Origin of the sequence: Rhizobium sp. K102 (assembly GCF_022385315.1) — a bacterium.
Taxonomy (GTDB): domain Bacteria; phylum Pseudomonadota; class Alphaproteobacteria; order Rhizobiales; family Rhizobiaceae; genus Rhizobium; species Rhizobium croatiense.
This window is the reverse complement of record NZ_CP092432.1, coordinates 122,029-144,271: the sequence shown is the minus strand read 5'-3', so window position 1 is coordinate 144,271 and position 22,243 is coordinate 122,029. Positions and strand designations below refer to the sequence as shown.

The 22,243-nt window shown below is 55.8% G+C and carries 17 protein-coding genes and 3 pseudogenes; 3 read left to right on the top strand and 17 right to left on the bottom strand.

Annotation, left to right across the window (positions count from 1 at the left end):
- Positions 1-69: 69 nt before the first annotated feature.
- The 9 genes and pseudogenes from MHI61_RS00700 to MHI61_RS00660 all read right to left on the bottom strand — a co-directional run bounded on the left by MHI61_RS00700 (position 70) and on the right by MHI61_RS00660 (position 11,332).
- Positions 70-2,330: pseudogene (locus MHI61_RS00700) on the bottom strand (methyl-accepting chemotaxis protein).
- Between the two features lie 292 nt (positions 2,331-2,622).
- Positions 2,623-3,588 carry an AraC family transcriptional regulator gene (locus MHI61_RS00695; protein ID WP_008534397.1) on the bottom strand — a complete coding sequence of 322 codons (966 nt, stop codon included), beginning with the start codon at positions 3,586-3,588 and terminating at the stop codon, positions 2,623-2,625.
- A gap of 296 nt (positions 3,589-3,884) precedes the next feature.
- Entirely contained in the window at positions 3,885-5,150 is a 1,266-nt protein-coding gene (locus MHI61_RS00690) for an NAD(P)/FAD-dependent oxidoreductase (protein WP_012489478.1), read from the bottom strand.
- Between the two features lie 63 nt (positions 5,151-5,213).
- Positions 5,214-5,526, bottom strand: a pseudogene (locus MHI61_RS00685) (antibiotic biosynthesis monooxygenase).
- Between the two features lie 12 nt (positions 5,527-5,538).
- The gene (locus MHI61_RS00680) at positions 5,539-6,642 is read right to left on the bottom strand and encodes an NAD(P)-dependent alcohol dehydrogenase (RefSeq protein ID WP_004671507.1); all 1,104 of its coding nucleotides are present in this window, start codon (positions 6,640-6,642) and stop codon (positions 5,539-5,541) included.
- 58 nt (positions 6,643-6,700) lie between these two features.
- A complete protein-coding gene (locus tag MHI61_RS00675; RefSeq protein ID WP_026188838.1) occupies positions 6,701-7,699 on the bottom strand; it encodes an ABC transporter permease in 999 nt (332 codons plus the stop codon).
- A gap of 5 nt (positions 7,700-7,704) precedes the next feature.
- Positions 7,705-8,646, bottom strand: a complete 942-nt coding sequence (locus tag MHI61_RS00670) for an ABC transporter permease (protein WP_004671512.1) — start codon at positions 8,644-8,646, stop codon at positions 7,705-7,707.
- A gap of 12 nt (positions 8,647-8,658) precedes the next feature.
- Entirely contained in the window at positions 8,659-10,188 is a 1,530-nt protein-coding gene (locus MHI61_RS00665) for a sugar ABC transporter ATP-binding protein (protein ID WP_012489476.1), read from the bottom strand.
- Between the two features lie 55 nt (positions 10,189-10,243).
- Positions 10,244-11,332 (bottom strand): substrate-binding domain-containing protein, encoded by a 1,089-nt coding sequence (locus MHI61_RS00660; protein ID WP_004671515.1) that lies wholly within the window; start codon positions 11,330-11,332, stop codon positions 10,244-10,246.
- A gap of 255 nt (positions 11,333-11,587) precedes the next feature.
- Between MHI61_RS00660 and MHI61_RS00655 the strand changes: the two genes are divergently transcribed.
- Positions 11,588-11,977: a 2,3-bisphosphoglycerate-dependent phosphoglycerate mutase gene (locus MHI61_RS00655; protein WP_239789246.1), complete on the top strand. Its 390-nt coding sequence runs from the start codon at positions 11,588-11,590 to the stop codon at positions 11,975-11,977.
- A 602-nt stretch (positions 11,978-12,579) separates the two neighbouring features.
- On the top strand, positions 12,580-13,686 hold the full coding sequence (locus tag MHI61_RS00650; protein ID WP_004671520.1) for an NAD(P)-dependent alcohol dehydrogenase: 1,107 nt from the start codon (positions 12,580-12,582) through the stop codon (positions 13,684-13,686).
- A gap of 236 nt (positions 13,687-13,922) precedes the next feature.
- Here MHI61_RS00650 and MHI61_RS00645 read toward each other — a convergent pair whose 3' ends face one another.
- The 8 genes and pseudogenes from MHI61_RS00645 to MHI61_RS00610 all read right to left on the bottom strand — a co-directional run bounded on the left by MHI61_RS00645 (position 13,923) and on the right by MHI61_RS00610 (position 21,267).
- Positions 13,923-15,203 (bottom strand): bifunctional 3,4-dihydroxy-2-butanone-4-phosphate synthase/GTP cyclohydrolase II, encoded by a 1,281-nt coding sequence (locus tag MHI61_RS00645; protein ID WP_004671523.1) that lies wholly within the window; start codon positions 15,201-15,203, stop codon positions 13,923-13,925.
- Positions 15,204-15,219: 16 nt separating this feature from the next.
- Complete coding sequence (locus MHI61_RS00640) at positions 15,220-15,738, bottom strand: NAD(P)H-dependent oxidoreductase (RefSeq protein WP_004671524.1); 519 nt, start codon at positions 15,736-15,738, stop codon at positions 15,220-15,222.
- Positions 15,739-16,098: 360 nt separating this feature from the next.
- On the bottom strand, positions 16,099-16,497 hold the full coding sequence (locus MHI61_RS00635) for a GFA family protein (RefSeq protein ID WP_010029274.1): 399 nt from the start codon (positions 16,495-16,497) through the stop codon (positions 16,099-16,101).
- Positions 16,498-16,508: 11 nt separating this feature from the next.
- Positions 16,509-17,726, bottom strand: a complete 1,218-nt coding sequence (locus tag MHI61_RS00630; protein WP_026188837.1) for an LL-diaminopimelate aminotransferase — start codon at positions 17,724-17,726, stop codon at positions 16,509-16,511.
- Between the two features lie 77 nt (positions 17,727-17,803).
- On the bottom strand, positions 17,804-18,973 hold the full coding sequence (locus MHI61_RS00625) for an ABC transporter substrate-binding protein (RefSeq protein ID WP_004671529.1): 1,170 nt from the start codon (positions 18,971-18,973) through the stop codon (positions 17,804-17,806).
- A gap of 123 nt (positions 18,974-19,096) precedes the next feature.
- The gene (locus MHI61_RS00620) at positions 19,097-20,218 is read right to left on the bottom strand and encodes an LLM class flavin-dependent oxidoreductase (RefSeq protein ID WP_011053356.1); all 1,122 of its coding nucleotides are present in this window, start codon (positions 20,216-20,218) and stop codon (positions 19,097-19,099) included.
- Between the two features lie 60 nt (positions 20,219-20,278).
- Positions 20,279-20,685, bottom strand: a pseudogene (locus tag MHI61_RS00615) (carboxymuconolactone decarboxylase family protein).
- A 72-nt stretch (positions 20,686-20,757) separates the two neighbouring features.
- Positions 20,758-21,267 (bottom strand): flavin reductase family protein, encoded by a 510-nt coding sequence (locus MHI61_RS00610; RefSeq protein WP_008534378.1) that lies wholly within the window; start codon positions 21,265-21,267, stop codon positions 20,758-20,760.
- Between the two features lie 159 nt (positions 21,268-21,426).
- On the opposite strand from MHI61_RS00610, the gene MHI61_RS00605 reads away from it, so the two are divergent.
- A complete protein-coding gene (locus MHI61_RS00605) occupies positions 21,427-22,170 on the top strand; it encodes an SDR family oxidoreductase (RefSeq protein ID WP_239789259.1) in 744 nt (247 codons plus the stop codon).
- Positions 22,171-22,243 lie beyond the last annotated feature (73 nt).

Below are 22,243 nucleotides of genomic sequence, written 5' to 3'. Positions count from 1 at the left end.
GATATCGCTCTCATTCAGAATCATCAGAGACGTGTATTTGCATGTGGTCGGCGACGCCGCCCATATCATTTAGAACGCTTGCCAATCATCATTCGAAGGCGCGAGCACCAGGTTACCACGGCGCATCGGATAGTCTCCGCGGTCAACCATTGTCTGACCGGGCGGGAAGCTCTTCCCAAGTTCGCCCGTGACCTTCTGTGGCTTCCCGCTCTCGTCTTTGAAGTGGAAATGTTTCAACAGTGCGGCTAGGCTTTGGCTCTCTTGAGCGAGGTGCGATCCTGCAGTATTCATCTCCGCGACCATGCTCGCATTTTCTTGAGTGGCATGGTCCATATGGTTAACCGCGCCGTTGATCTCGCGCAGGCCCGACGATTGTTCCTGGGAGGCCGTTGCGATTGCGTCCATATGAAGATTTACATCCTGCACAAGCTCTTCAATCGTTCTCAGGCCCGATCCGGTTTCACTCACGAGCCTTACGCCTTCGTCGACGGCAAGAGCTGAATTGCCGATGAGATCCTTGATTTCTTTTGCCGCTGTCGCTGAGCGCTGTGCAAGCTCCCTGACCTCCTGGGCAACAACCGCAAAGCCTTTTCCCGCGTCGCCAGCACGCGCTGCTTCGACGCCGGCGTTCAGCGCCAGGAGGTTCGTTTGGAAGGCGATCGCGTCGATGACGCTGATGATCTGGGAAATCTGCTTGGAGGAGTTTTCAATGCGATTCATGGCGCCGATAGCATCGCGTACAACCCGACCGGACATTTCCGCATGATCTCGCATCTGTTGGACGGCTCCGCGCGCCTCAGCCGTCCTCTTCGTGGTCGATGCAACGTTGACGGTTATCTCCTCCAACGCCGCTGCAGTTTCCTCGAGCGAAGCCGCCTGCTGCTCCGTGCGTCTTGAAAGATTTTCAGATGCGGCCGAGACGCCCGAGCTGCCATTCGTGACCGTTTCGACTGAATGGCCGACGGTAACAAGCACGTCCCGGAGCTGACGAATGGAAGCGTTGAAATCCCTGCGCAAACTTTCAAACTGTGGCGCTAACGGCTCCTCAATTTCATAAATCAAGTCTCCATCCGCCATCCGCTTCAACCCGGTTGCCAATGCCGTCGTCGCTCGGATGAGGCGCTCTTCTGCTTCTTTTTCCGCCCTTACCTGAATATCCAGCTTCTCTTGGTCAGAACGAATGCGCTCAGCTTCCGCGGATGTCTCCAGGTTACTTTTCTGTATGGCCGCGCCGCGGAAAAACTCAAGGCAACGCGCCATGTCCCCGATCTCGTCGCGTCGGATCGTCAAGGGCACCGGCGCCGACGTATCGCCTTCTGCGAGTGCCTTCATTCGGCTTGTCAGAGTCCGAATGGAGCTTGAAATTCTCCGAACGACCGAAATGCACAAAATGAGTACCGTAGACATGATCAGAAGCGTGGCGCCGGAGTAGCCGATAAAGGCATTGCGAAGATCGGCGTAACGCTGAAATGCCATCTCGTCCAACTCGTCGCCGGTGCGCATAATGAGTGCGGTCAACAAAGCAGCCCGCTGTTGGGTGATTTCATTCCATCGATCCAACGTCTCGGGGGGAAGGAAACGCCCGGCTGGTTTGCATACATCTGATCGCGAACGCCCGCGATGAACTTGCCTGCGGCGCTGGCCTCGAAGTCGTCATAAGATTTGACGAGATCGGCGGGGAGAAATTCCTGCATCGCAGGCACATAAAGCTGCTTTAGATTTTTTGACTGTAAGAGGGACGAAAATAGATCGACGGACATGGCTGAATTTTTGACGTAGGCTCGGCCGGGCCTGATCTCCAGCAAACTAGCTTCCGTGATCTGCATGAGCGCGTGAAAACCGGTAATTTGGCGTGCTAAATCCAAATCATTGACAGTCGCCCCAGTGCGACGGACGAGCTCCAAGCCCGCAAGGGCAGCTGGGCGCAAAGCAACAGCTCCCTCCGCCTCGCTAGCCGTTCCGTCATCGACGCGCCGGCGGAAGCTATCGATATTGTCCCGCCTTTCACGAATGATCTGTACCGCCCGTTCTATGGCCGGATCGTCGAATGCCTTTTTCCAAGAGTCGTAAGCGGAAAAGACCGCTGTAAAAGCCCTGTCCGATGCAGCTTGCTTTGCCCGACGCACGTCGGCGCCTGCAAACGCTTCCGCCGCTATAGCTTGGGCGAGGAATCCGCCTTCCCGCCCAAGTCGCTGCGTTGTTTGTGCGCTGCGGAAGGTAGAGTATTCTCGGTAATATCCCAGTGATGTTGATACTCCGATGATTACGAACGCCGTCAACGGGATAATTGCCAAAATCATTAAAAGTAGAGATAGCGGCAGTCTCGACATATGTTCCTCATAGACGACTATAAATTACACCGGCTTCCATTAGCGACGCGGTCCAGAACATTGCGACATTGACCGCTATGTGTGAGATGACCTCGGCATAATTACTATAAGATTAACCCCTGTAGTGGTCTTGAACTGCGTTGCGCAGATCGGAACATCGTCGCGTTCAGGGGATCATCTGCAAGACAGATCTTGGGCCGAGGCAGTCGGCTTTTCTGGAGAGTGCTGTTGCTGCAAGCCTTGAGGACGGTCGAGCGTGCCGGCTGATCGTAGCTCGGTCGGCGCAATCTGCTTATGATATACGCAATGTTTCCGAGGGAAGTACCCCATAGCGCTTGCGATAGTCCGCAGAAAATCTGCCTCTATGCACGAAGCCCCATTTCAGAGCGACCTGCGTGACCGAGAGGCCAGGTTCGCCTGTCATCAGTTCCTGATGCACTAATTCCAACCGTAGGTGCTGCAGGAATGCCAGAGGGGTCGTATTCCGAAAGTTGCGAAAACCGCTTTGAAGAGTGCGTCGGCTTACGCCACAAGCCGTTGCGATTTCCTCAAGAGATAGCGGCCGAGTAATATTGGCACGCATATAGTCGACCGCCCGCTTAACGGCCTTGGGTAAGGGTGATTCAGCAACGCGGCATAACTCAGATGAGTAGCGATGCTGCGCAGCTTCGATCAAAAGCTCCATCGTCGTTTCAGTGAGGTGATGAAGTGCTATCGGTGATTGAAGGAGGGTTCCGTCTCGTAATCCAGCATACAGCACTGGTACCAGTTGAACCAAAAGGGAGCCGAACCCGACCGATAGGTCGATTTCTGGCGAAAAATCGAGGCTGCCTCTTATTGGCGTATTGAGCCGACATCCCAAACGGCGCGTCAGCTCATCATGGGCGATCCTAAGCCCCAAATGTTTCCTGGGCCCAATGAATTGGGTCGTACTCGCCGACATACTGTTCACGAAAACGCCCCGCGTTCCCTCTGACGGGATTTGTCTGCCGTCAACGGTAACGACCGATCGCCCATGTAGTGGAAGCATGATGATGTTTGCCTCCGCCGGTCCCCGGTGCTGGACGGTTAGGTCGCCCTCGTAGTGCGCGGCAATAACTGCAATCGGACCATTGGTAATCGCATGTACATCGTAGGCGATCGTCTTATCGCCATGTACATGCGCTTCAGATTGCGGGGAAAGCCTCGAAAGCGCTGCCGCGAGTTCCTCGCTGCAGGTACCTTTGAGCGAGAAATGGTCAATCTTAGAGGGGGACACTCTCAACTCTCCACATCATCACTTCCTTCCCGAAACGGTATTCAAGCATGAGGCCCGCCTATCGCTAACGACAGGCGGACAGGGCAATTGACTTGTCGCGGCCAGTCCTCGCCGTGAATTCGACGCAGTCGAAGTCGCCTAAGTTGATAGTGCGAAGATCAATCATTGTTATATATGGAACTCCGACAGAATTGTTACCTGCTGCCAACCATCGCTTCGCAACCGATTCCCAAATGTCTGGCCTTTGATGGTCTCCATTCACGGCCCAGCAGACTCGGGCGTGCTCGCGCTAGCGACTAAACCTCATCCTTTAAGGTTTCTTTTTGCGTGATCAAACGTGCGGAGTGATGGCCGGAAACAAAGATCCATAGCCAGCTTAGTCCCACTGCCAATCTGCTCCTCGTACCTATCAGGAAGTAGATATGGGCAAGCCCCCAAATCCACCATGCAATTCCGCCCTTGAGCCGGATCTTCCCAAAGTCGATAACAGCCGAATTCGGCCCGATGGTAGCCAGGTTTCCCAGATGCCTATATCTGAACGCACTTGGAGTGGGTATACCCAGACGTCGTGCTTCAATTACCGAAGCGACATATTTGCCTTGCTGTTTGGCGGCGGGAGCCACTCCGGGGACGGGTGTTCCATCAGCGGCCTTCACGGAGGCAGTATCTCCAATAATAAAAATCTCGGGCTTACCGCCAACAGTCAGATCTGGCTGCACGACCGCCCTACCCGCCCTGTCCTTTTCAGCACCGACCCAGGCGGCGGCGTTCGACGCTTGCACCCCCGCAGCCCAGATGACGGTCCGGCTTGAAACGAACTCATCTCCGATCGCGATGCCGTTCTCGTTGCATGCCGTCACGGGAATGCCTGTTCTCACTTCGACGCCCATCTTGATTAGCGACTGCTCGGCATATCTCGAAAGTGCCTCCGGGAACACGGGTAGGACACGTGGACCTGCCTCGATGAGAAGGATGCGCGCCGATCTGGTGTCGATGCTACGGAACTCCTCAACAAGGGTTCGTTGGGCCAGTTGCGCTATAATCCCAGCCATCTCCACGCCTGTCGGGCCTGCTCCGATTATGCTGAACGTGAGCATTGCCTTCCGCCGTTCGGGATCAGCCTCCAATTCGGCCTTCTCAAACGCGAGAAGAAGCCGCCGCCGGATGGTCGTCGCGTCTTCGAGTGCCTTTAGCCCGGGCGCAAACGGCTCCCACTCGTCCCGGCCAAAATAGGCGTGCCTTGCACCTGTCGCGAGAACGAGCGTGTCATAGGGAATAGCATTCCCATCCTTGAGCGATACTACGCGTGCCTCGGTATCAACGCCAACAACCTCGCCCAGCAGCGTCGATACATCCTTTCGTCCTCTGAACAATGCTCTGATGGGCCAGGCTATCTCCGAGGTTGCCAATACAGTCGTGGCAACTTGGTAGAGGAGCGGTTGAAAGAGGTGATGGTTGCGCCTGTCGACGATCGTTATGGAAGTGTCGGGACACTTGAGGTCCTTCGCTAACTGGAGTCCGGCAAAGCCACCGCCGACTACGACAACTCGATGCGTATCCATTTCGTCTCCCTCAAACCTGCGCGCTCGGGGCGCGCGCCTCGTAGAAATGGCCATTGCGCCCGATCAGTCGCTGATACGGGTATTTACATTAATCGACGGTGGACTCACCAACAGTGGAAGAAGAGGCTCCAGCACCCGCTTGACATTAGGATGTTCGCCATGGCCAACGACAGCCGCCTCATTCTGCCAGCCGTCTAAGATGATGAAAGTGTTCGGATCGTCCGACCGCTGGTAGAGGTCGTAGTAGAGACAACCAGAACTCTTCGCGGGCGGGTCCAATGAATTCCTGAAGGAGTTCTTTTACGCGATTTCGATTTTGGGACGTGGTTTTGAATTCCACGACAAGGTGCTGTTCCTCTGACTTCTTCGATGTCATTTGCGCTGGCTCCTAATTGAAAACGACGACCGGCTTGATCACTCGCCCGGCTTCGGCGTCCGCGATCGCTTCGTTGATCTTCTCGAAGGGATACTTGGTGATCAATTTTTGGAAGGGGAAAAGCCCAGCCTGATTAAGATCCATCATCTGCGGAATGAACAGCTGTGGAATCTGATCACCAAGGATCGCACCCTGGATCTTGCGATTGAACACCATTAGATCGAGGGGGATGGGAATGTCGTTACCGAGCGCGTCGAGGCCGAGCAAGACAACGTGCCCGCCGGCACGGGTGCACTTGATCGAGTTCAGAATAACCGGAATGATGCCAACTGCGTCAATCGCGAAGTCGGCACCGCCGCCCGTCAGCGCATGGATCTGGTTGACTACGTCGGGATCTTTGCCGTTGATCGCATGTGTGGCACCAAGCCCCATGGCCATGTCTAGCCTCTGCTGATTCAGATCTATGATGATAATCTTGCTGCACCGACGAACTTTGGCGGCCATCACGGCGGCCATGCCGACAGCACCTGCGCCGAAAACGGCTATCGTCGACCCTATTTCCGGCTTCATCGCGTTTATCACTGTTCCTGCACCCGTTGCCATGCCGCACCCGAGTGGCGCAGCGTCGGTAAGGTCGAGGTCTGTTTTCGGCAAAAGCGCTGCATTGTTTTCAGTCGCAAGGATATGCGTCGCAAAGGACGACTGGCCCACGAAATTGCTGCCAATGCCAACTTCATCGCAGAGCAATGCCTTCTTACCATTCGGACGAAGCCCCGTAAGATTGTACTGGGTATAGTTTTGGCAGTTCATTGGGTGAGAACGGCGGCAGTCGGCGCAGAATCCGCATGAGCTCTGGCTCAGTGCGACGTGATCACCCACTTTGAGGCTCTGAACTTCTGGTCCGACCGCCTCGACGACGCCGACGCCTTCGTGCCCCGGGATCACCGGTGCCGGCGGGCCAAAAATACCGTCGCGAAGCAGCAAGTCCGTGTGGCAGATCCCGCTCGCAACCGTGCGAACCAGGATCTCGTTGCCTTCGGGGTCAGCCAGTTCGAGTTCACGGAATTCCAGCGGGCTCTTTGGCTTCACGGCGACAGCCGCAGTGATTTTCACCATTATATTCTCCTGCGTTCTCCCGCAATTGCTACGGGAATGACTTGATCGGCCCGACGGACTAGACGCGACCCGCGCGCGCACCGTAGATGATTGCGGCAAATGCAATGATCACGCCCTGGACGATAAGCTTGCCCGGCTCCTGGATGCCGAAGACGGTCAGCATCGCGAACAGGAAGCTGAAGGCAACGACGGCAACGAACGGCCCGGCGACGCCGCCCCGGTCGACGCCGAACGTCACACCGCCGAGGATCGTGGCGGCGAGCGCATTCATGAAGGTGTCGAAGCCTGGCTTGATGGTGCCGACCGCCAACGCGGATACCTGGACCAGGGCCGCGATGCCTGTCAGGGCGCCCGCGAGCGTGTGCGAGACAAAAATCGTACGTGCCAACGGAATTCCTGTAGTTTCCGCCGCCCTCGGATTGTCGCCGACGGCCCTGAAGTAACGCCCGACGATGAGAAAGCGAAATGCGATAGAAATCAGGGCGGCGATGACGATCCACAGGACCACGGAATAGGAAAGGCCGTGGATATTGCCGCTCGTAAGTATTCGAAGCCAGCTTGGCGTTGAACCGGGCGCGCGGCCGGCGCTCATGTATTGGACGATCCCAATCAGAATGGCCGAAACACTTAGTGTGGAGATAACGGCAGAAGCGCGCACGTATGCTACGAGTATTCCGTTTACACCCCCCACAGCTAGCCCAATCACAACAGGCATGAGGACGGTCATTAGCGGTGGATAGTTGTTGAGCTGGCCCGAGCTGGCCAAATAAATCGCGAACGCGAAAATACCGCTGACAGAGAGATCGATGGATCGCACCCGCATGACAAGCGACTGGGCGAGCACCGCGATCCCGAGCGGCGCTGACTGCTTGAGGATTACAAACCAGTAGTTGGGATTTATGAGCGTGGCGCTCACTGCTGGAGCAACCGCAACCAGGATTGCGAGCACATAGTATGCGGGCGGTAGCCCGAGTATCCACGAAATGGCGCTCTTACCCCTCAATGAGCGAGATGGTGCTTCAGTTTTCGAGTCTGATGTGGTCATCGAGAAGTCCATCTCTTTCAAAGTCCGATTGTTTTGCGTCGCTGCGAAACGACGAGTACGAGAAGCAACACACCCTTGACGACCGACTGAAGAAATGCAGAGACGTTGGCCAGATTCATCACATTATTCACTGTCCCGAGGATCGCCGCGCCAACGACGGTTCCCACAATGCTTCCGATGCCCCCGGCGAGGTGGACCCCACCCAATGCTGCAGCCGTTACAGACTCAATCCCGAATGAAGCGCCGCCCTTAGGATCACCCGATGCAAGGCGACCTGCAAGAAACATCCCCGCAGCGCATGCGAATAGAGCGGAAAGAACATACGCTTTGATGATGGTGCGCTCGACGGGAACACCGTTCATCCGTGCGTTGAAGTCATTGCCGCCGGAAGCGAAGAGGTAGAGGCCGAAGGGACGACGATAGAGAATCCAGGATGCGAAGAGCGATGCCGTGATCAACCAAAACAATGAGTTAGGTACGGGGCCGATGGATCCGGCTACCGAGCCGGAAAGCCACTCCGGAACGCGCCCACCTGGGATTGGCAAAATGATCAACGCGATACCTTGGCCGATGCCCATTGTTGTCAGCGTCATGATGATTGGATGTACATTGAGGCGCGCGACACCGTAACCGTTCGCTACTCCGAACCCCATCGCCACCGCGATGCAGATAAGCACGCGGGTTATCTCAGGAAGATCAAGCGTCATGATCGTCGTCGTTAGACTGATGACGGACCCAACCGACACGTCGAGGCCGCCAGTGAGAATGACGAACGTCTGACCGAGAGCCGAGATGACGAGCACCGTCGATTGCGCCAGGAGATTAGACAAATTCTCCGGATCCATGAAGTCCGGCAATAATATTACCGAGGCGACAACCATCACCAGGAGCGTTCCAATGGAAAGCCCGATCGCTCCCGCGCGATAAGGGAGCTTCAGGCGACTGGCAAATGAATTCATAAGTTATCCTCCTCAATGCACCGCAGCACGGGGATCCGGTGACGCACTCGCCCCCAGCGCAGTCTCGAGGATTCTTTCCTCGGTCGCCCCCTCTGCGGACATCTGCCCGACGATCTTCCTGTCATGAACGACCAAAATGCTGTCGCAGAGCCCTATAAGCTCAGCGTGCTCGCGCGACGAAACCACGACCGCACCGCCACGATCACTGAAGTCCCGCAGCAATCTGTAAATCTCTGCCTTTGCACCGACGTCGACGCCGCGCGTGGGCTCCTCAATAACGAGGATGTCCACTCCGGAGAGCAACCAGCGGCCCAGCAGCACCTTCTGCTGATTCCCGCCCGAGAGTTTACCTACGGGCGCATTGGGATCGGCGGCCGCAACTCGTAACGACTTGATCACCTCGCGGACCTTCGACACCGATCGCCACGCAACGCTTGCCATATTCCGATTGAGCTGTTTTCCCAGCGCGATGTTGTCGTAGATAGGCAGGCGCAGGAACAGCCCTTCCTGCTTCCTGTCCTCAGGGATAAAACCGATTCCTGATGCGACCGCGCGAGCGAACCCTGACCCTACATTCACCACGTGCATGCTGTTGTCGGGGCCGGCACGCCACACGGCGATGGCCTTTGGCGATTCAACGCCCACAATGGCACGCATTATCTCTCGCTGGCCCTGTCCTTCGAGCCCTGCCAGCCCGATGATTTCACCTTTTCTGACAACGAAAGTGACTGTCGAGCTGCTGTCGTCGAGGCGCAAGTCCGAAACCTCCAGCATTGCCGCTCCGGTGGCCTGCGAGCGCGGCGGAAAGAAGTTCTGAAGTTCGCGACCAACCATTGTCGCTACCAGCGTTTGCAAGTTGAAGTCCTGCGCTCTTGCAGTCCTTACCCAAGCGCCATCTTTCATGACGGTGATGGTGTCGCATAGTTCGAAGACTTCATTCATGCGATGAGAGATGTAGACGACAGCCTTATGTTGAGCCTTAAGGTCGCGGATAACCTTGAAAAGATGCGCGACATCGGTCGAGTTCAACGCCGCCGTTGGCTCGTCGAAGATGAATACGTCCGCGTTCGACGTAAGTCCCTTCGCGATCTCAACTGCCTGCTGCTGCGCGACAGTCAGTGTCTCGACGATCGCGGTTGCGTCGAGCTGTGGAAATACGTCAGCCAGCAAAGCGCGAGCGCGTTTCACTACCTCGACGCTATCGATCGAACCGTCAATGCGACGAGGTTCGTGGCCCAGGAACATGTTCTCAGCAACGGTGAGATTGGGGATCAGGGTAAACTCCTGAAACACCGTCGACACTCCCGCCAACCGTGCCTCCTTAGGGGAACGGAAATTGACTTCCTCCCCGCGGAGCCGAACACTTCCTGCGCCCGGCTGATATACCCCCGCCAGAATACGCATCAGGGTGGACTTCCCCGCGCCGTTTTCCCCCATCAGAGCGTGCACGGAGCCACGTTCCAGGGAAAAGCGAACGTCCGAAAGGACTTTCGTGAAACCAAACGATTTGTTGATGCCGACCATCTCGACAAGCGTGCTCATGGGAATTTCCATCTTCGACAGGGATACGGGCACGAGTGATCGTGCCCGTAGTTCATCAAGCCTTGAAATAATCAAGGAGCTTTTCGTTCGGCATTTCGGTCGGCGCCCAGTACGCATCAGTGAGATCTGCGCGATAGAACTGGGAGAGCGTCTCGTCGGTGATCGGCTTGGGGCGGTTCGTCCAGTTACGCTGAATCGGCTTCCCATCCAGCAAGGCGAAGGCGGCCCGTAGCGCGGCAGTAGACAGAGCGGGTGGGCAAATCGGACCGATCGAGGAAAGTTTTTCGTCATTCCAACGACGCATCCAGCCGTTAAGTGCTTCGCCCGTGATTGGCGGGATCGTTGAGGCGCCAGCCTCCTGCAAGGCATCCAAAACGCCAAGAGACATGTTGGCTCCATCGGTCCAGATGCCCGCGACATCGGGGTCGGAGAGATACAAGCTTTCGGCGATCTTCTTTGAGTCCTCATAAGACCAGCTTCCGTGCTGGGTCGACGTGATCTGAAGTCCAGACTTGCTGAAGACTTCCATGGCGCCTGCATAACGATCTGCATCGATGGGATGCCCGGCGACGCCACGCAGAACCCATACCTTGCCCTTGTTGCCAAGCTTGTCGACGAGGAACTGAGCCATCACGCGCCCGAAATAGAAGTCGTCGCCCTGGACCTGAACCGTAAACTCCTCGGTGTCGACGCGTCCGAGATAGACTACGGTTGGAATGCCAGCAGCCTTTGCCTTCTTGATGCCCTCGACGGCGGAACCGGTGGTTAGCGGTGCGATGATGATCGCATCGACCTTCTGGGCGATCAGATCCTCGATATCGGCAACTTGTTTGGAGGCATTGAGATCAGCGCTCCGGAACTGGTAATCAGCGATCCGATCCTTGTTCTTTTTTATTTCATATTCGGCTTCAAACGCCGTCTGGTAGGTATGCGTTGAACCAGCGAGGCCGTAGTGGCTGTGTCCGATCTTCCACGGGCCTGACTTCTTGAACTTACCCGCGTCGACAATTGGGTTGGCGCCTTCGGAGGGCCAAGTGTCAGGTAGGAGACTGATCGCGTCGTCGGCGCGAAGAATCCCCGGCATTCCGAACGTGCCGGCTACAGCAATTGCCCCGCTCGCTTGTAGAAATGTACGTCTCTTCATGAAAATTCCTCCTCCGGCCGCTCTGGGCGGCATTGTCTGTTAAGGCGAGAGCCTTGCCTTCCCAAGCCGTGCCGGACTCTCCTCAATACGGCGGAGTGCATTGGTATGAGCTATCAGACAATCTGTCAATAAATATAAACTTCGACGTTTGTTTTTTCGACATCGTTTTGTTTTCACTTGCACATAGTCGCACTTGACGGATTGTCCGATAGTGCGACAATATTCGTGTTCGCTAAATCGATGGGAGGGTTATGAATGTCCACTCTGGTGATTGTCCGGCATGGCCAAAGCGAAGGGAACGCGCGCGGGGAGTTCACGGGTACGAGCGACGTGCCGCTCACACAGGAGGGCTGGTCTGAGAGCAGGCGAGCCGGCTCACTGCTCGCGAACCTCGGCATCTCGTTCGATATTGCGTTTAGCTCTGCCCTCTTGCGCACAGTCGACACTTGCAGAGCGATTTTGAACGAAACCAACGGCGATCTGCTGGAGCCAATCAGGAGAACCGAGTTGAACGAACGCGACTACGGACAGCTCACCGGCATCAACAAGAACGTGGCACGTGAGCGGTGGGGCCAGGATGTTGTCCAGGTTTGGCGCCGCTCGTACAGCACTCCACCACCTGGGGAGAAAGCATACGGGACATAAGCGCGAGGGTTCTGCCCTTTTTGATAAGCGAAGTGTTCCCCCCTTGTTGAGAGGGAAATCGGTTCTTGTGGTGGCCCACGGGAATACGATCAGGTCACTAAAGCAGGGCATCGAACGCCTCACGATCCAGGATACGCTCGCTATTGAGTCACCGACCGCCGCGCCAACTGTATACCGGATTGCGTCGGACCTCTCGATCATCGAGAAGACTAACGTCCTGGTTGGTACTGTCTGTTAAGCCTGGCTGGCAGTAGCATCGTTTGTAGTCGGTTGAACTTGGCAATACCGGTGTCTCGAAGCTGTCGATAGCCTTCAGAACCGGCTCGACGTCGGCAAGCGACGCCATCCGGCTCGCCTCACACGTTGCTACTAAATTTTCGTCTGCCGATCTTTCAGCCCAAAGCGGGACAAGACGCATGCTCCCTTTCGAACATGCATCGGAACCCTTTGATCACTTCAAATCAGCGTTCACTCGTGACTTTGCAAAAATGCAGCCCTGCTCCGGTTGAACTGATCTAATTTAATAGAGTAATTATTGACTGATTGTCTGACGATGAGTACGTTCGCGCGAATTGCGTTGTGAGCCTTGGAGGAACAGTTACATGAAGCAGGCATATGCGGCGGTCTCGCGCGAAAAGGCGAAGCCCTTGATCTTGGAGTGCATAGGGATTGAGGAACCTCGTGCAGACGAGATTTTGGTCCGCATCGTCGCATCGGGGGTATGTCATACCGACCTGGTGGTCAGGGACCAGGGATATGACGTACCTCAACCTGTTGTGTTGGGACACGAAGGCTCTGGCGTCGTCGAGGCCGTCGGGAGCGCAGTTAAAGATCTTGTGCCCGGTGATCACGTTGCTTTGAGCTACGCCTATTGCGGCAAGTGCGAAAAGTGCCTTTCCGGTACACCTTTCTACTGCGAGGACTTCTTCGGTCGCAATTTCCGCGGCACTCGTCCGGATGGCACCTGCCCGATCCATGATTCTCACGGGAAACAGATTAGTGGCTGCTTCTTCGAGCAGTCGTCATTTGCAACCTACGCCATCGCCAGCGAACGAAACGCCGTGAAGGTTGCAAAGGATGTTCCACTCGAGTTGATCGGACCGCTCGGGTGCGGGCTTCAGACCGGTGCTGGCGCGGTACTGAATTGCCTCAAGCCGAAGCCCGGCTCGTCAATAGCAGTGTTCGGTGCTGGTGCGGTTGGCATGGCGGCTACGATGGCCGCGAAAATCGCCGGATGCGCGACCATCATCGTGATCGACTTGAACGATGAACGGCTGGAACTTTCGCGCGAACTCGGGGCGACGCACACGATAAATGCCCGCAAATTGGACAGCGTTGCCGCGATCAGGAAGATCGTCCCCGCAGGCGTTGATTTCAGCTTGGAATGCACGAGTTCGCCGCGAGTTTTCCGTCAGGCAGTCGACTGCCTTGGTACGCCGGGAACATGCGGTCTCGTTGGCTCGTCCGCTCTCGGCACTGAAGGCACGATCGATATCGGGAACTTCCTTTTCGGCCGCACATTGATCGGCGTTGTCGAAGGACAAAGCGTTCCGTCCGAGTTCGTCCCGCAGTTGATCGAGTATTGGCAGCAGGGACTTTTCCCGTTCGACAAACTGGTTCAGTTCTATGACCTCGACCAGATCAACGAGGCGATGGCTGATTCCGAGAGCGGCAAAGTCATTAAGCCGATCCTTCGCATGAAGCATTAGTTTTGCGAGACTTTTCGAAAGACAAGACGGACCGCGATTAAATGCGATCCGTCGGAACAGCCGTGCTCAAGACGAGATATGGTCGAACGCTGCTTTCGATGCAATCGCGGGCCACATCACTCCGATAGGCCTGCACGAATGATGTGCTGGCAGGGCCCACGCAAAAGCTCTAGGACTCTGCCGGTCAAAGGCGGCCCCCTACAATCACCGGCAGGTAAGTGGCGAGGGCGGCTCCGTTATCCAAGGGGTCCAGAGAACACCTGCGCGCCAAACACTGAAAAGACGTTGCTCCGGCCGACGTGTTCAGCTGACGTGTCCTGGTCCAACAGGTGGCCAAACCGATCGCGCTTTGTCTTAAAATAAGTGATGTTGGACGCGCTAGATGCGGCGATCAGACTCTGGCGAGACGACACGATGACGCCTGACGTTCGCAGCGCCTCTATTTTTGTAGGATTGTTGGTCAGAAGCCGAACGCTGCCGATACCGAGGTCGCGGATGATATCCGCCGCTGCGTTATATTCGCGGGAATCAGATGCGAAGCCGAGTTCCCGATTTGCCTCAAGAGTATCACGACCATGATCCTGCAGGCTGTAAGCCGCAATTTTGTTTCCTAAGCCAATGCCACGCCCCTCTTGCCCACGCATGTAGATCACGCAACCAGCGCCCGCTAACTGGACCGCCCGAAGAGCCATTTCGAGCTGTTGACCGCAGTCGCATCGCATGGACCGGAACGCCTCACCTGTCAGACATTCAGAATGCACCCGTACCAGAACGTCTTCCTTCTCGCACAACTCGCCAAGTGTCAAAGCTAAGTGTTCAGTTCCCGTCAAACTATCGCGATAAGCAATTGCCTTGAAATCCCCAAACCGCGTTGGCATAAAGGACTGCGCGTAACGCTTTACCCTCGTATCACGACTCCTGCAGTACTCAATCAAAGCGTCGATCGTTACTATGTGCAGGCCATGTTCGATTGCGAACTTCTCGAGATCTGGCAGTCGAGACATGGTTCCGTCGTCATTGGCGATCTCGCAGATTACGCCAGCCGGCGCCAGGCCGGCAAGTCGTGCAAGATCCACGGCAGCTTCGGTGTGGCCAGGACGGCCCAGGACACCGAGACGATTTGCACGCAAAGGAAAAATGTGACCCGGTCGCGATAGGTCTTCCGGCCGCGTCTGCGGATCGATGAGCGACTTGACGGTTGCTGCTCGATCTTCGGCTGAAATCCCTGTCGTTGTGCCGTGTTTGCAATCGACGGAAACGGTAAATGCCGTCTGCAGTGAGTCCGAATTACGTGTGACCATCAGGGGGATCTCGAGTTTGTCGAGACGTTCGGCTGGAAGTGGCACGCAGATAAGGCCTCTCGCATATTTCATCATGAAAGCGATGTGCTCAGCTGTTATTTTTTCGGCAGCAACGACTAGGTCGCCTTCATTCTCCCGGTTTTCGTCGTCGACCACGATAACCATCTCGCCCGCTTCGATCGCCTCGATCGCCTCATCTATGCTCGAAAAAGACATGGAATCCTCCTCCTTATTATGGGCTGACGGCGCGACGCGCGGCATCGAGCTCTCTGTCGACAAGCGCGCGCAGGTTCTCAGAAAGAGCATCGTTCTGAAAATCTTCATCGAGAGCGAAAATGAAACGGCTATGTATTTGCGCTTCGAAAAAGTCGAATAAGGCTTCCATCGAGGCTTCGACGAGCGGCTTGTGACTCGATGCTTTACCGGTTGCAAAAGGGATCACATAGCGGCCCTTAAGCGCTTTCATGTCGACAAGGTCGAATAAATGCTTCAGCAACCCAGTGTAAGATGCTTTGTAGACCGGACTACCAACAACTAGCACGTCACTAGCCAAAATATCGTTGAGTGCCGCTTTAACAATCTCAGCGGCGCTGGAGGGCAACACTGTTGCCCCAAGGTGCGGATGAAGGTCGACAAGGTCCCAGCAGCTTGCTTCGTTGCCGGACGCGCGCACCCGATCCACCATGAAGTCTGCTACGGCCCGGGTTTTCGAGGGGCGCGATAAATTCCCCGTTATTACAACAACTTTCATGTCACAGGACTCCCAACATTCTCGCATAAGACAATCTTACAATTTTCACTCACACCGCAATGGAGGTCGTTGAGGACCCGTGGGGGCAAAAATAGTCCTGCGGTGTCCTGAGCCCTCACAACCCGTAATTTCCCAACCTCGAAGGCTGGATTGCTTCGCAGAAGTCTTCTGTCTCGTACGACTTTATTCTCTCAATGGGTGGGCTCGCCGTGCAAGCGCACCTACTGTCTGCAATCCCTGCCGCTTTTACCGACCCAGCACGTTTGCGTTAGAACCTCCTGGACACGGAATGAGGCGTTGCCGCTTGATATACGGTCGCCGTGGCTCCACCTCAGTTACGACAGGTAGTATCCCGGTCACTTACGGGAACTCTGGTGAGCTTGCCTTCGATGGATCATGGGCGAGCCAAGGTTCCGCATGCGATACCCATACGTTTGACATCGGCACACTTCCAGGATCGGTATCGAACGTGCCGGCTCTAACGACTTTGAGCTCCGGGCTGGCCGGCCGCTCCGCATAAACGTGCGAGCCACATACCGAACAAAACCACCGCAGCTTTCCAGGCGTCGATTCGAAGCTATGAAGCGTATCTTGGCCTGTAAGGATCTTGAAGTGCTCGCTTTTCACCTTCGCAGCGGTATTGTGATCAGCGGCGTGTGACTTCCGGCATGTTTGACAGAAGCAATTCCACATGGGTCCATCAATTTCCTGAACCTGGTACGTTACCGCTTTGCATTGGCATGATCCGAAGATTGGCATCGGGTATCCTTTCACTGATTCATTACGTTGATTTCAAATTTCTCGTCGCCGCTAAGCCAGCGTTTGATGTTGCGCGCAGCCTGGCGGATGCGGTGTTCGTTCTCGACGAGCGCCAGACGGACGTAGTCGTCGCCCATTTCGCCGAAGCCGATACCCGGTGCAACGGCGACGTCGGCCTTCTCGACCAGCAGCTTGGAAAACTCCAGCGAACCGAGATGACGGAACTTTTCCGGGATCTTTGCCCAGGCGAACATGGTGGCAGCCGGCGGCGGCACGTCGAAGCCGGCCTTCCCGAAGCTTTCGACCATGACGTCGCGGCGACGCTTGTAGACGTTGCGAACCTCCGCAATGTCGGAACCGTCGCCGTTCAGCGCATGGGTCGCGGCCACCTGGATCGGCGTGAAGGCGCCGTAGTCGAGATAGGACTTGACGCGGGTGAGCGCCGCGATCAGCCGCTCGTTGCCGACGGCAAAGCCCATGCGCCAGCCGGGCATGGAAAAGGTCTTCGACATCGAGGTGAATTCGACGGTCACATCCATTGCACCCGGCACTTCGAGAACCGATGGCGGCGGAGCGCCGTCGAAGTAGATCTCGGAATAGGCAAGGTCGGAAAGCACGATGATGTCATGCTTCTTGGCGAAGGCGACGACGTCCTTATAGAAATCGAGCGTCGCGACGAGGGCCGTCGGGTTCGACGGATAGTTGAGGATCAGCGCCAACGGCTTCGGGATCGAATGCCGGACCGCCCGCTCCAGCGGCGGGAAAAAGCTCTCATCCGGCTCAACCGACATCGAGCGGATCACGCCGCCCGCCATCAGGAAACCGAAGGCGTGGATCGGATAGGTCGGGTTCGGGCAGAGGATCACGTCGCCGGGCGCGGTGATCGCCTGCGCCATGTTGGCGAAGCCTTCCTTGGAGCCCAAGGTGGCGACCACCTGGGTATCCGGGTTGAGCTTGACACCGAAACGGCGGGCATAATAGGCGGCCTGGGCACGGCGCAGCCCCGGAATGCCCTTGGAGGAGGAATAGCGGTGGGTGCGCGGATCCTGCACGACCTCGCACAGCTTGTCGACGATCGACTGAGGAGTGGGAAGGTCGGGGTTTCCCATGCCGAGATCAATGATATCGGCGCCGCCCGCTCGCGCGCTTGCTTTCAAACGGTTGACCTGTTCGAAAACATAAGGCGGCAAACGTTGAATTCTGTGAAAGTCCAGCACACTATTTCCAATCAAATCGCAGATACCTCCCGCGCCGATTATAGAAACCGACGCGGGAGGCTGGGAGGTCTCCTTCCGGAGAACATTCATTACTTCTTCGGCCGCCAAGCTAACGGATCTTCAGGACGTTCGAAGTAGTTTGCAGCGACGTCTGCAGGCCACCAGCCGTTGTTCTTCGGCTCGATCCAATCCGTGGAATTGGGATCGCAATCTTCCTTCAGCACTTCCTTCACGTCATCAATGGTGTAAGGAAGCGCAGGACGAAGAATCGACTGGATCTTTGGTCCCTGGCCTTCGAGCGTTCGCATCATGACGTCCCACACAAGGCGGGCATCAGACCGCGGCGGCCAGAAATGGAAGCTCTTGCTTATGAAATCAGGGTTCTTACGCCAGTAGCAGGCTGCCGAAGCCTCACCCCCGAGCACGATAGGCATCATGTCGCGGCCGGATTGCTGTACTGCGTTCACGACACCGTTTTCTGAAGCGGACTGAACGAGAATGCCATTAACCTCAGCAAGATTGGTGGCAAGAAACTTCTGAACCTCAACCTGGGCGACCTGGTCGGTCCATTTGCCAGCTATCGTGCCTACAATTTTGATACCGGGGAATTTATCGAACGCGTTCTTCGCGCCGATGTCGAAGCTGTCCGATGATGCGAAACCGGGGATGCCCGATACCATCAGGACGTTGCCTTTTTCACCGATTTCCTTGGCAAGCCATTCAGCAGCCTTGTAGCCACCGTCGGTGTTATTCTCTGTGGCATTGATTGCGTAGGGTGATGTGACATAGCCCGAGACTGAGAAGACTGGCACGCCTTTCGAATGAGCATACTCTATGGTCTTGTTAAGTGCGGTAATGTTCGAGCAGCAAATGACGATCGCATCAACACCGTCGTCAACCATCTGCCGCATCTGCTGGATTTGGACAGCGTCTTTGAGGTCAGACTGCGTGACGATTAGATCGGAGACTAGGCCTGCTTCCTTATATCTCGGAAGCAATACGTTGGTGAATTCGTCCAGGATGTTCGCGCGCCAGGTATTACCGGCATATGTGGATGCATAACCAATTTTCCACGGCGGTGGACGTTTTGGAACAAAATCTTTGTACACCGTCCCCCCGAGCGGAATGGCGGGATCGATATTCTCGTAAAGCGCCTTTTGGTCCGGCGGCAACGAATCGAGGCCGTCAGCCTTCGCCACGCCGTTCATGTGATAAAGGCTCGACAGCGTAAAAAGCGCTGCAACGATTTTCTTCAGCATTCAGGGCCTCCTCCCCTTGTGGTTCCGCTCAACCGCCGGCCCCTTTGGCCGCCAGCCGCGAAAATCCTGCCAGAATCTGGCAGAGTTCGTGTCGGGACGGCAATCGCCGTCCCGAGGACTGGTTCAGTTGCGCAGACCGGCTTGCTTGAGCAGCGGCATGACACGGTCGTTAAAGAAGGGAAGTTCCTCGTTGTAATCGACCATTGTCAGCAAGGCGCCGTTGACGCCTGTATTGCTGAGATCCACGAGCTTGTCGGCGACTTGTTCTGGATTGCCGACGATCGGGTATCCACCCCAGCCAGCGACGAAGCGTTCCTTGAATTTTTGATACATTTCGGCAGAATGGTTTTGAGATTGCACCTGCAGAACTTCACAGATGTTCTCGCATGCCTCCCAGTCACCCTTCTGGTTGACGTAGTAGTCGTAGTATTCCTTTGCTTCCTTCTCCGTTTCGCGAACGATAACGGGGCAAGCTGTGAATGTGCCAAGATCACGGTTATATTCAGTACGCGCCAGGTCCTTCACCTTTTTGACCCAGGCAGCGCCGGATTCCATGTCTTGCATGAAGCCGAAGTTGAAGTCGCAGAACTTGGCGGTGAAATGCAGTCCCTTGCCCGAGGCGCCGGCGCAGATCAGGAGCGGGCGACCCGCCTTGTTGTAGGGTTTGGGTTCACTGAAGGCGTCTTTGACTTTGAGGAACTCGCCTTCGAAGGTAACGCCATTGCGTTTCCAGAGCGTCTCGACGATATCCATCCATTCAGTGGCGTATTCATAGCGGGTGTCGTGCTCCATCATAGGAACTCCGAACATTTCCATTTCGGGAGTGAACCAGCCGGTAACGAGATTGAGGCCGTATCGACCCTTCGAGATGTGATCGATTGTTGTCGCCATCTTGGTTGCAACAATCGGGTTTAGCGTCGGAATGTGAGTCGTTGAGAAGAACTGGAGCTTCGTGGTGACCGCCGCGAGAGCGGCCGCCCAGGTGAACGTATCCATGTTCACGCCATTGAAGTTTGAAGGACCGCCAAAACCACGCCAGCGTGCAATCGGCACCATGCATTCCCAACCGGCTGCCTCAAGCTTCTTTGCAATCTCGACGTTGTGGTCGAAGGTAGGTTCGAACGTTGTCTCAGCGAGCGTAATCGCGCATGCATTCGAGCAATTCGTGCCAAATACGCCGAGCTTGAGCTTGTTATCATTGAACATTGGGTTTCCGGCAGCGCGGAAATCGTCTTGTGCGGTCACTGTAGTCCCTCCTCGGGCTGGCAACGGATGATGCTCAGCCCACTCAAATGCGTTGAATAACTAGATGCCCATCTCGTCGAAAACTTCCGCTGCCACGCGGAAGCTGTCGATGGCCGCAGGAACACCGCAGTAAATCGAAACCTGGAGGAAAACCTCCCGAATTTCCTCTTTGGTAAGACCGTTGTTGATTGCTCCGCGAACATGCAGTTTCAGCTCATGCGGACGATTGAGGGCCGAAATCATCCCGAGATTGAGGATGCTGCGCTGCTTGCGCTCCAGGCCCGGCCGATTCCAAATCGCGTCCCAGCAGTATTCTGTGACGAGGGTTTGCATCGGCCAATTGAAGTCGGTGGCTTTGCTGACCGACGCATCAACATAGCCCCCCCCAAGACTTCGCGCCGGGTCTTTAGTCCGCGCTCAAAGCGCTCTGTGACTTCACGTCCATGAATTTCTCTTGCGGGTGCCATATTGCTCACGCTTTTCTCCTTGCCGCCCTTGGGCTTTCGATGAGTGATGTGATTGGTGGTTAAAGCCACCTACTATGCGGCCGATCCACTGATGGACGACGACCTGACGAGTTGACCGTTTTCGTAGAGAAGCGGCGCGATTGACTCGATGAACCGTGCTTCGAGCACTTCTCCGAGCACAACATCATGCGTTCCAACGTGAACGACATCTTTTAGCTTGCAGACAAACGCCGCCTGCGCATCGGACAGGACCGGCATGCCGTCGAGAGACAGCCACTCGCCGTAATGAAAGCGCTCTTCACCCTTCAATTGCCCACTGAACAGCGGCACAAGATCGGCATGTGAAAGATGCAGCATGTTCACGGCGAACTTCCCGGAGATCTTCAAAGGCTGATTCACCGAAGCCGATTGGTTGATGCAGACAAGAACAGTTGGTGGGTCCGCGGTAACCGACTGGACCGCGGTGGCGGCCATGCCATGACGGACCCCGTTGAGTTCGGTCGTGATCAAGCAGATGGTTGATGTGAACCGACGCATAGCTGCCTTAAAAGCCAACTGCGCCTCAGTGCTGGTATCGGCCATATTGTCCTCCCACGGCCAAATTCGATCGAGCCTAGATAAACAGATCAGCAGACAATCTGTCAACTGGATTTTCACAATTGACAGATTGTCTGCTAAAATGTCTTCTAAGGCACCCAAAAATGAGGAGATGGTCGATGGATTTGAAATCAAAGAGTTTGTATCGTCACAGGGGGCGGCAGCGGCATTGGTCGTGCGACAGCCGAGCTTTTCGCAAAGAACGGCGCCTATGTGGTTGTTGCTGATGTCAATGAAGACGCCGCGGTTCGTGTGGCGAACGAGATCGGCTCGAAGGCTTTCGGTGTTCGCGTCGACGTCTCGTCCGCCAAGGACGCGGAAAGCATGGTTGAGAAGACGACCGCAAAGTGGGGCCGGGTCGACGTGCTCGTCAATAATGCCGGGTTCGGAACGACGGGGAATGTGGTGACCATTCCTGAAGAAACTTGGGACCGGATTATGTCCGTAAACGTCAAAGGGATCTTCCTTTGCTCAAAGTACGTCATTCCTGTTATGCGACGGAACGGCGGAGGTTCGATCATCAATACGACTTCCTACACCGCAACCTCAGCAATCGCGGACAGGACTGCCTACGTAGCATCGAAAGGAGCAATATCTTCGCTGACGCGCGCGATGGCCATGGATCATGCGAAAGAGGGAATTCGTGTCAACGCGGTCGCTCCAGGGACAATCGACTCTCCTTACTTCACGAAAATCTTCGCCGAAGCGAAGGACCCCGCGAAGCTTCGCAGCGATTTCAACGCCCGTGCCGTCATGGATCGGATGGGGACAGCTGAAGAGATTGCTGAAGCAATGCTTTTTCTTGCGTCCGATCGTTCGAGGTTCGCGACCGGTAGCATTCTGACGGTCGATGGCGGCTCCTCGATCGGAAACCACCTGGTCAAGTGAAGGAAAGGGCGGCACTCGTCATGCCCTTACATTTGAGGCAGGAACACCGGGTATAAGGCTCCAGCCTCGTTGA

Coding starts and splice junctions, on each gene's coding strand:
- MHI61_RS00690 (WP_012489478.1), bottom strand. CDS start 5,150: ATGGATACGCATCGAGTTGTCGTAGTCGGCGGTGGCTTTGCCGGACTC.
- MHI61_RS00680 (WP_004671507.1), bottom strand. CDS start 6,642: ATGGTGAAAATCACTGCGGCTGTCGCCGTGAAGCCAAAGAGCCCGCTG.
- MHI61_RS00675 (WP_026188838.1), bottom strand. CDS start 7,699: ATGGACTTCTCGATGACCACATCAGACTCGAAAACTGAAGCACCATCT.
- MHI61_RS00670 (WP_004671512.1), bottom strand. CDS start 8,646: ATGAATTCATTTGCCAGTCGCCTGAAGCTCCCTTATCGCGCGGGAGCG.
- MHI61_RS00665 (WP_012489476.1), bottom strand. CDS start 10,188: ATGAGCACGCTTGTCGAGATGGTCGGCATCAACAAATCGTTTGGTTTC.
- MHI61_RS00660 (WP_004671515.1), bottom strand. CDS start 11,332: ATGAAGAGACGTACATTTCTACAAGCGAGCGGGGCAATTGCTGTAGCC.
- MHI61_RS00655 (WP_239789246.1), top strand. CDS start 11,588: ATGTCCACTCTGGTGATTGTCCGGCATGGCCAAAGCGAAGGGAACGCG.
- MHI61_RS00650 (WP_004671520.1), top strand. CDS start 12,580: ATGAAGCAGGCATATGCGGCGGTCTCGCGCGAAAAGGCGAAGCCCTTG.
- MHI61_RS00645 (WP_004671523.1), bottom strand. CDS start 15,203: ATGTCTTTTTCGAGCATAGATGAGGCGATCGAGGCGATCGAAGCGGGC.
- MHI61_RS00640 (WP_004671524.1), bottom strand. CDS start 15,738: ATGAAAGTTGTTGTAATAACGGGGAATTTATCGCGCCCCTCGAAAACC.
- MHI61_RS00635 (WP_010029274.1), bottom strand. CDS start 16,497: ATGCCAATCTTCGGATCATGCCAATGCAAAGCGGTAACGTACCAGGTT.
- MHI61_RS00625 (WP_004671529.1), bottom strand. CDS start 18,973: ATGCTGAAGAAAATCGTTGCAGCGCTTTTTACGCTGTCGAGCCTTTAT.
- MHI61_RS00610 (WP_008534378.1), bottom strand. CDS start 21,267: ATGGCCGATACCAGCACTGAGGCGCAGTTGGCTTTTAAGGCAGCTATG.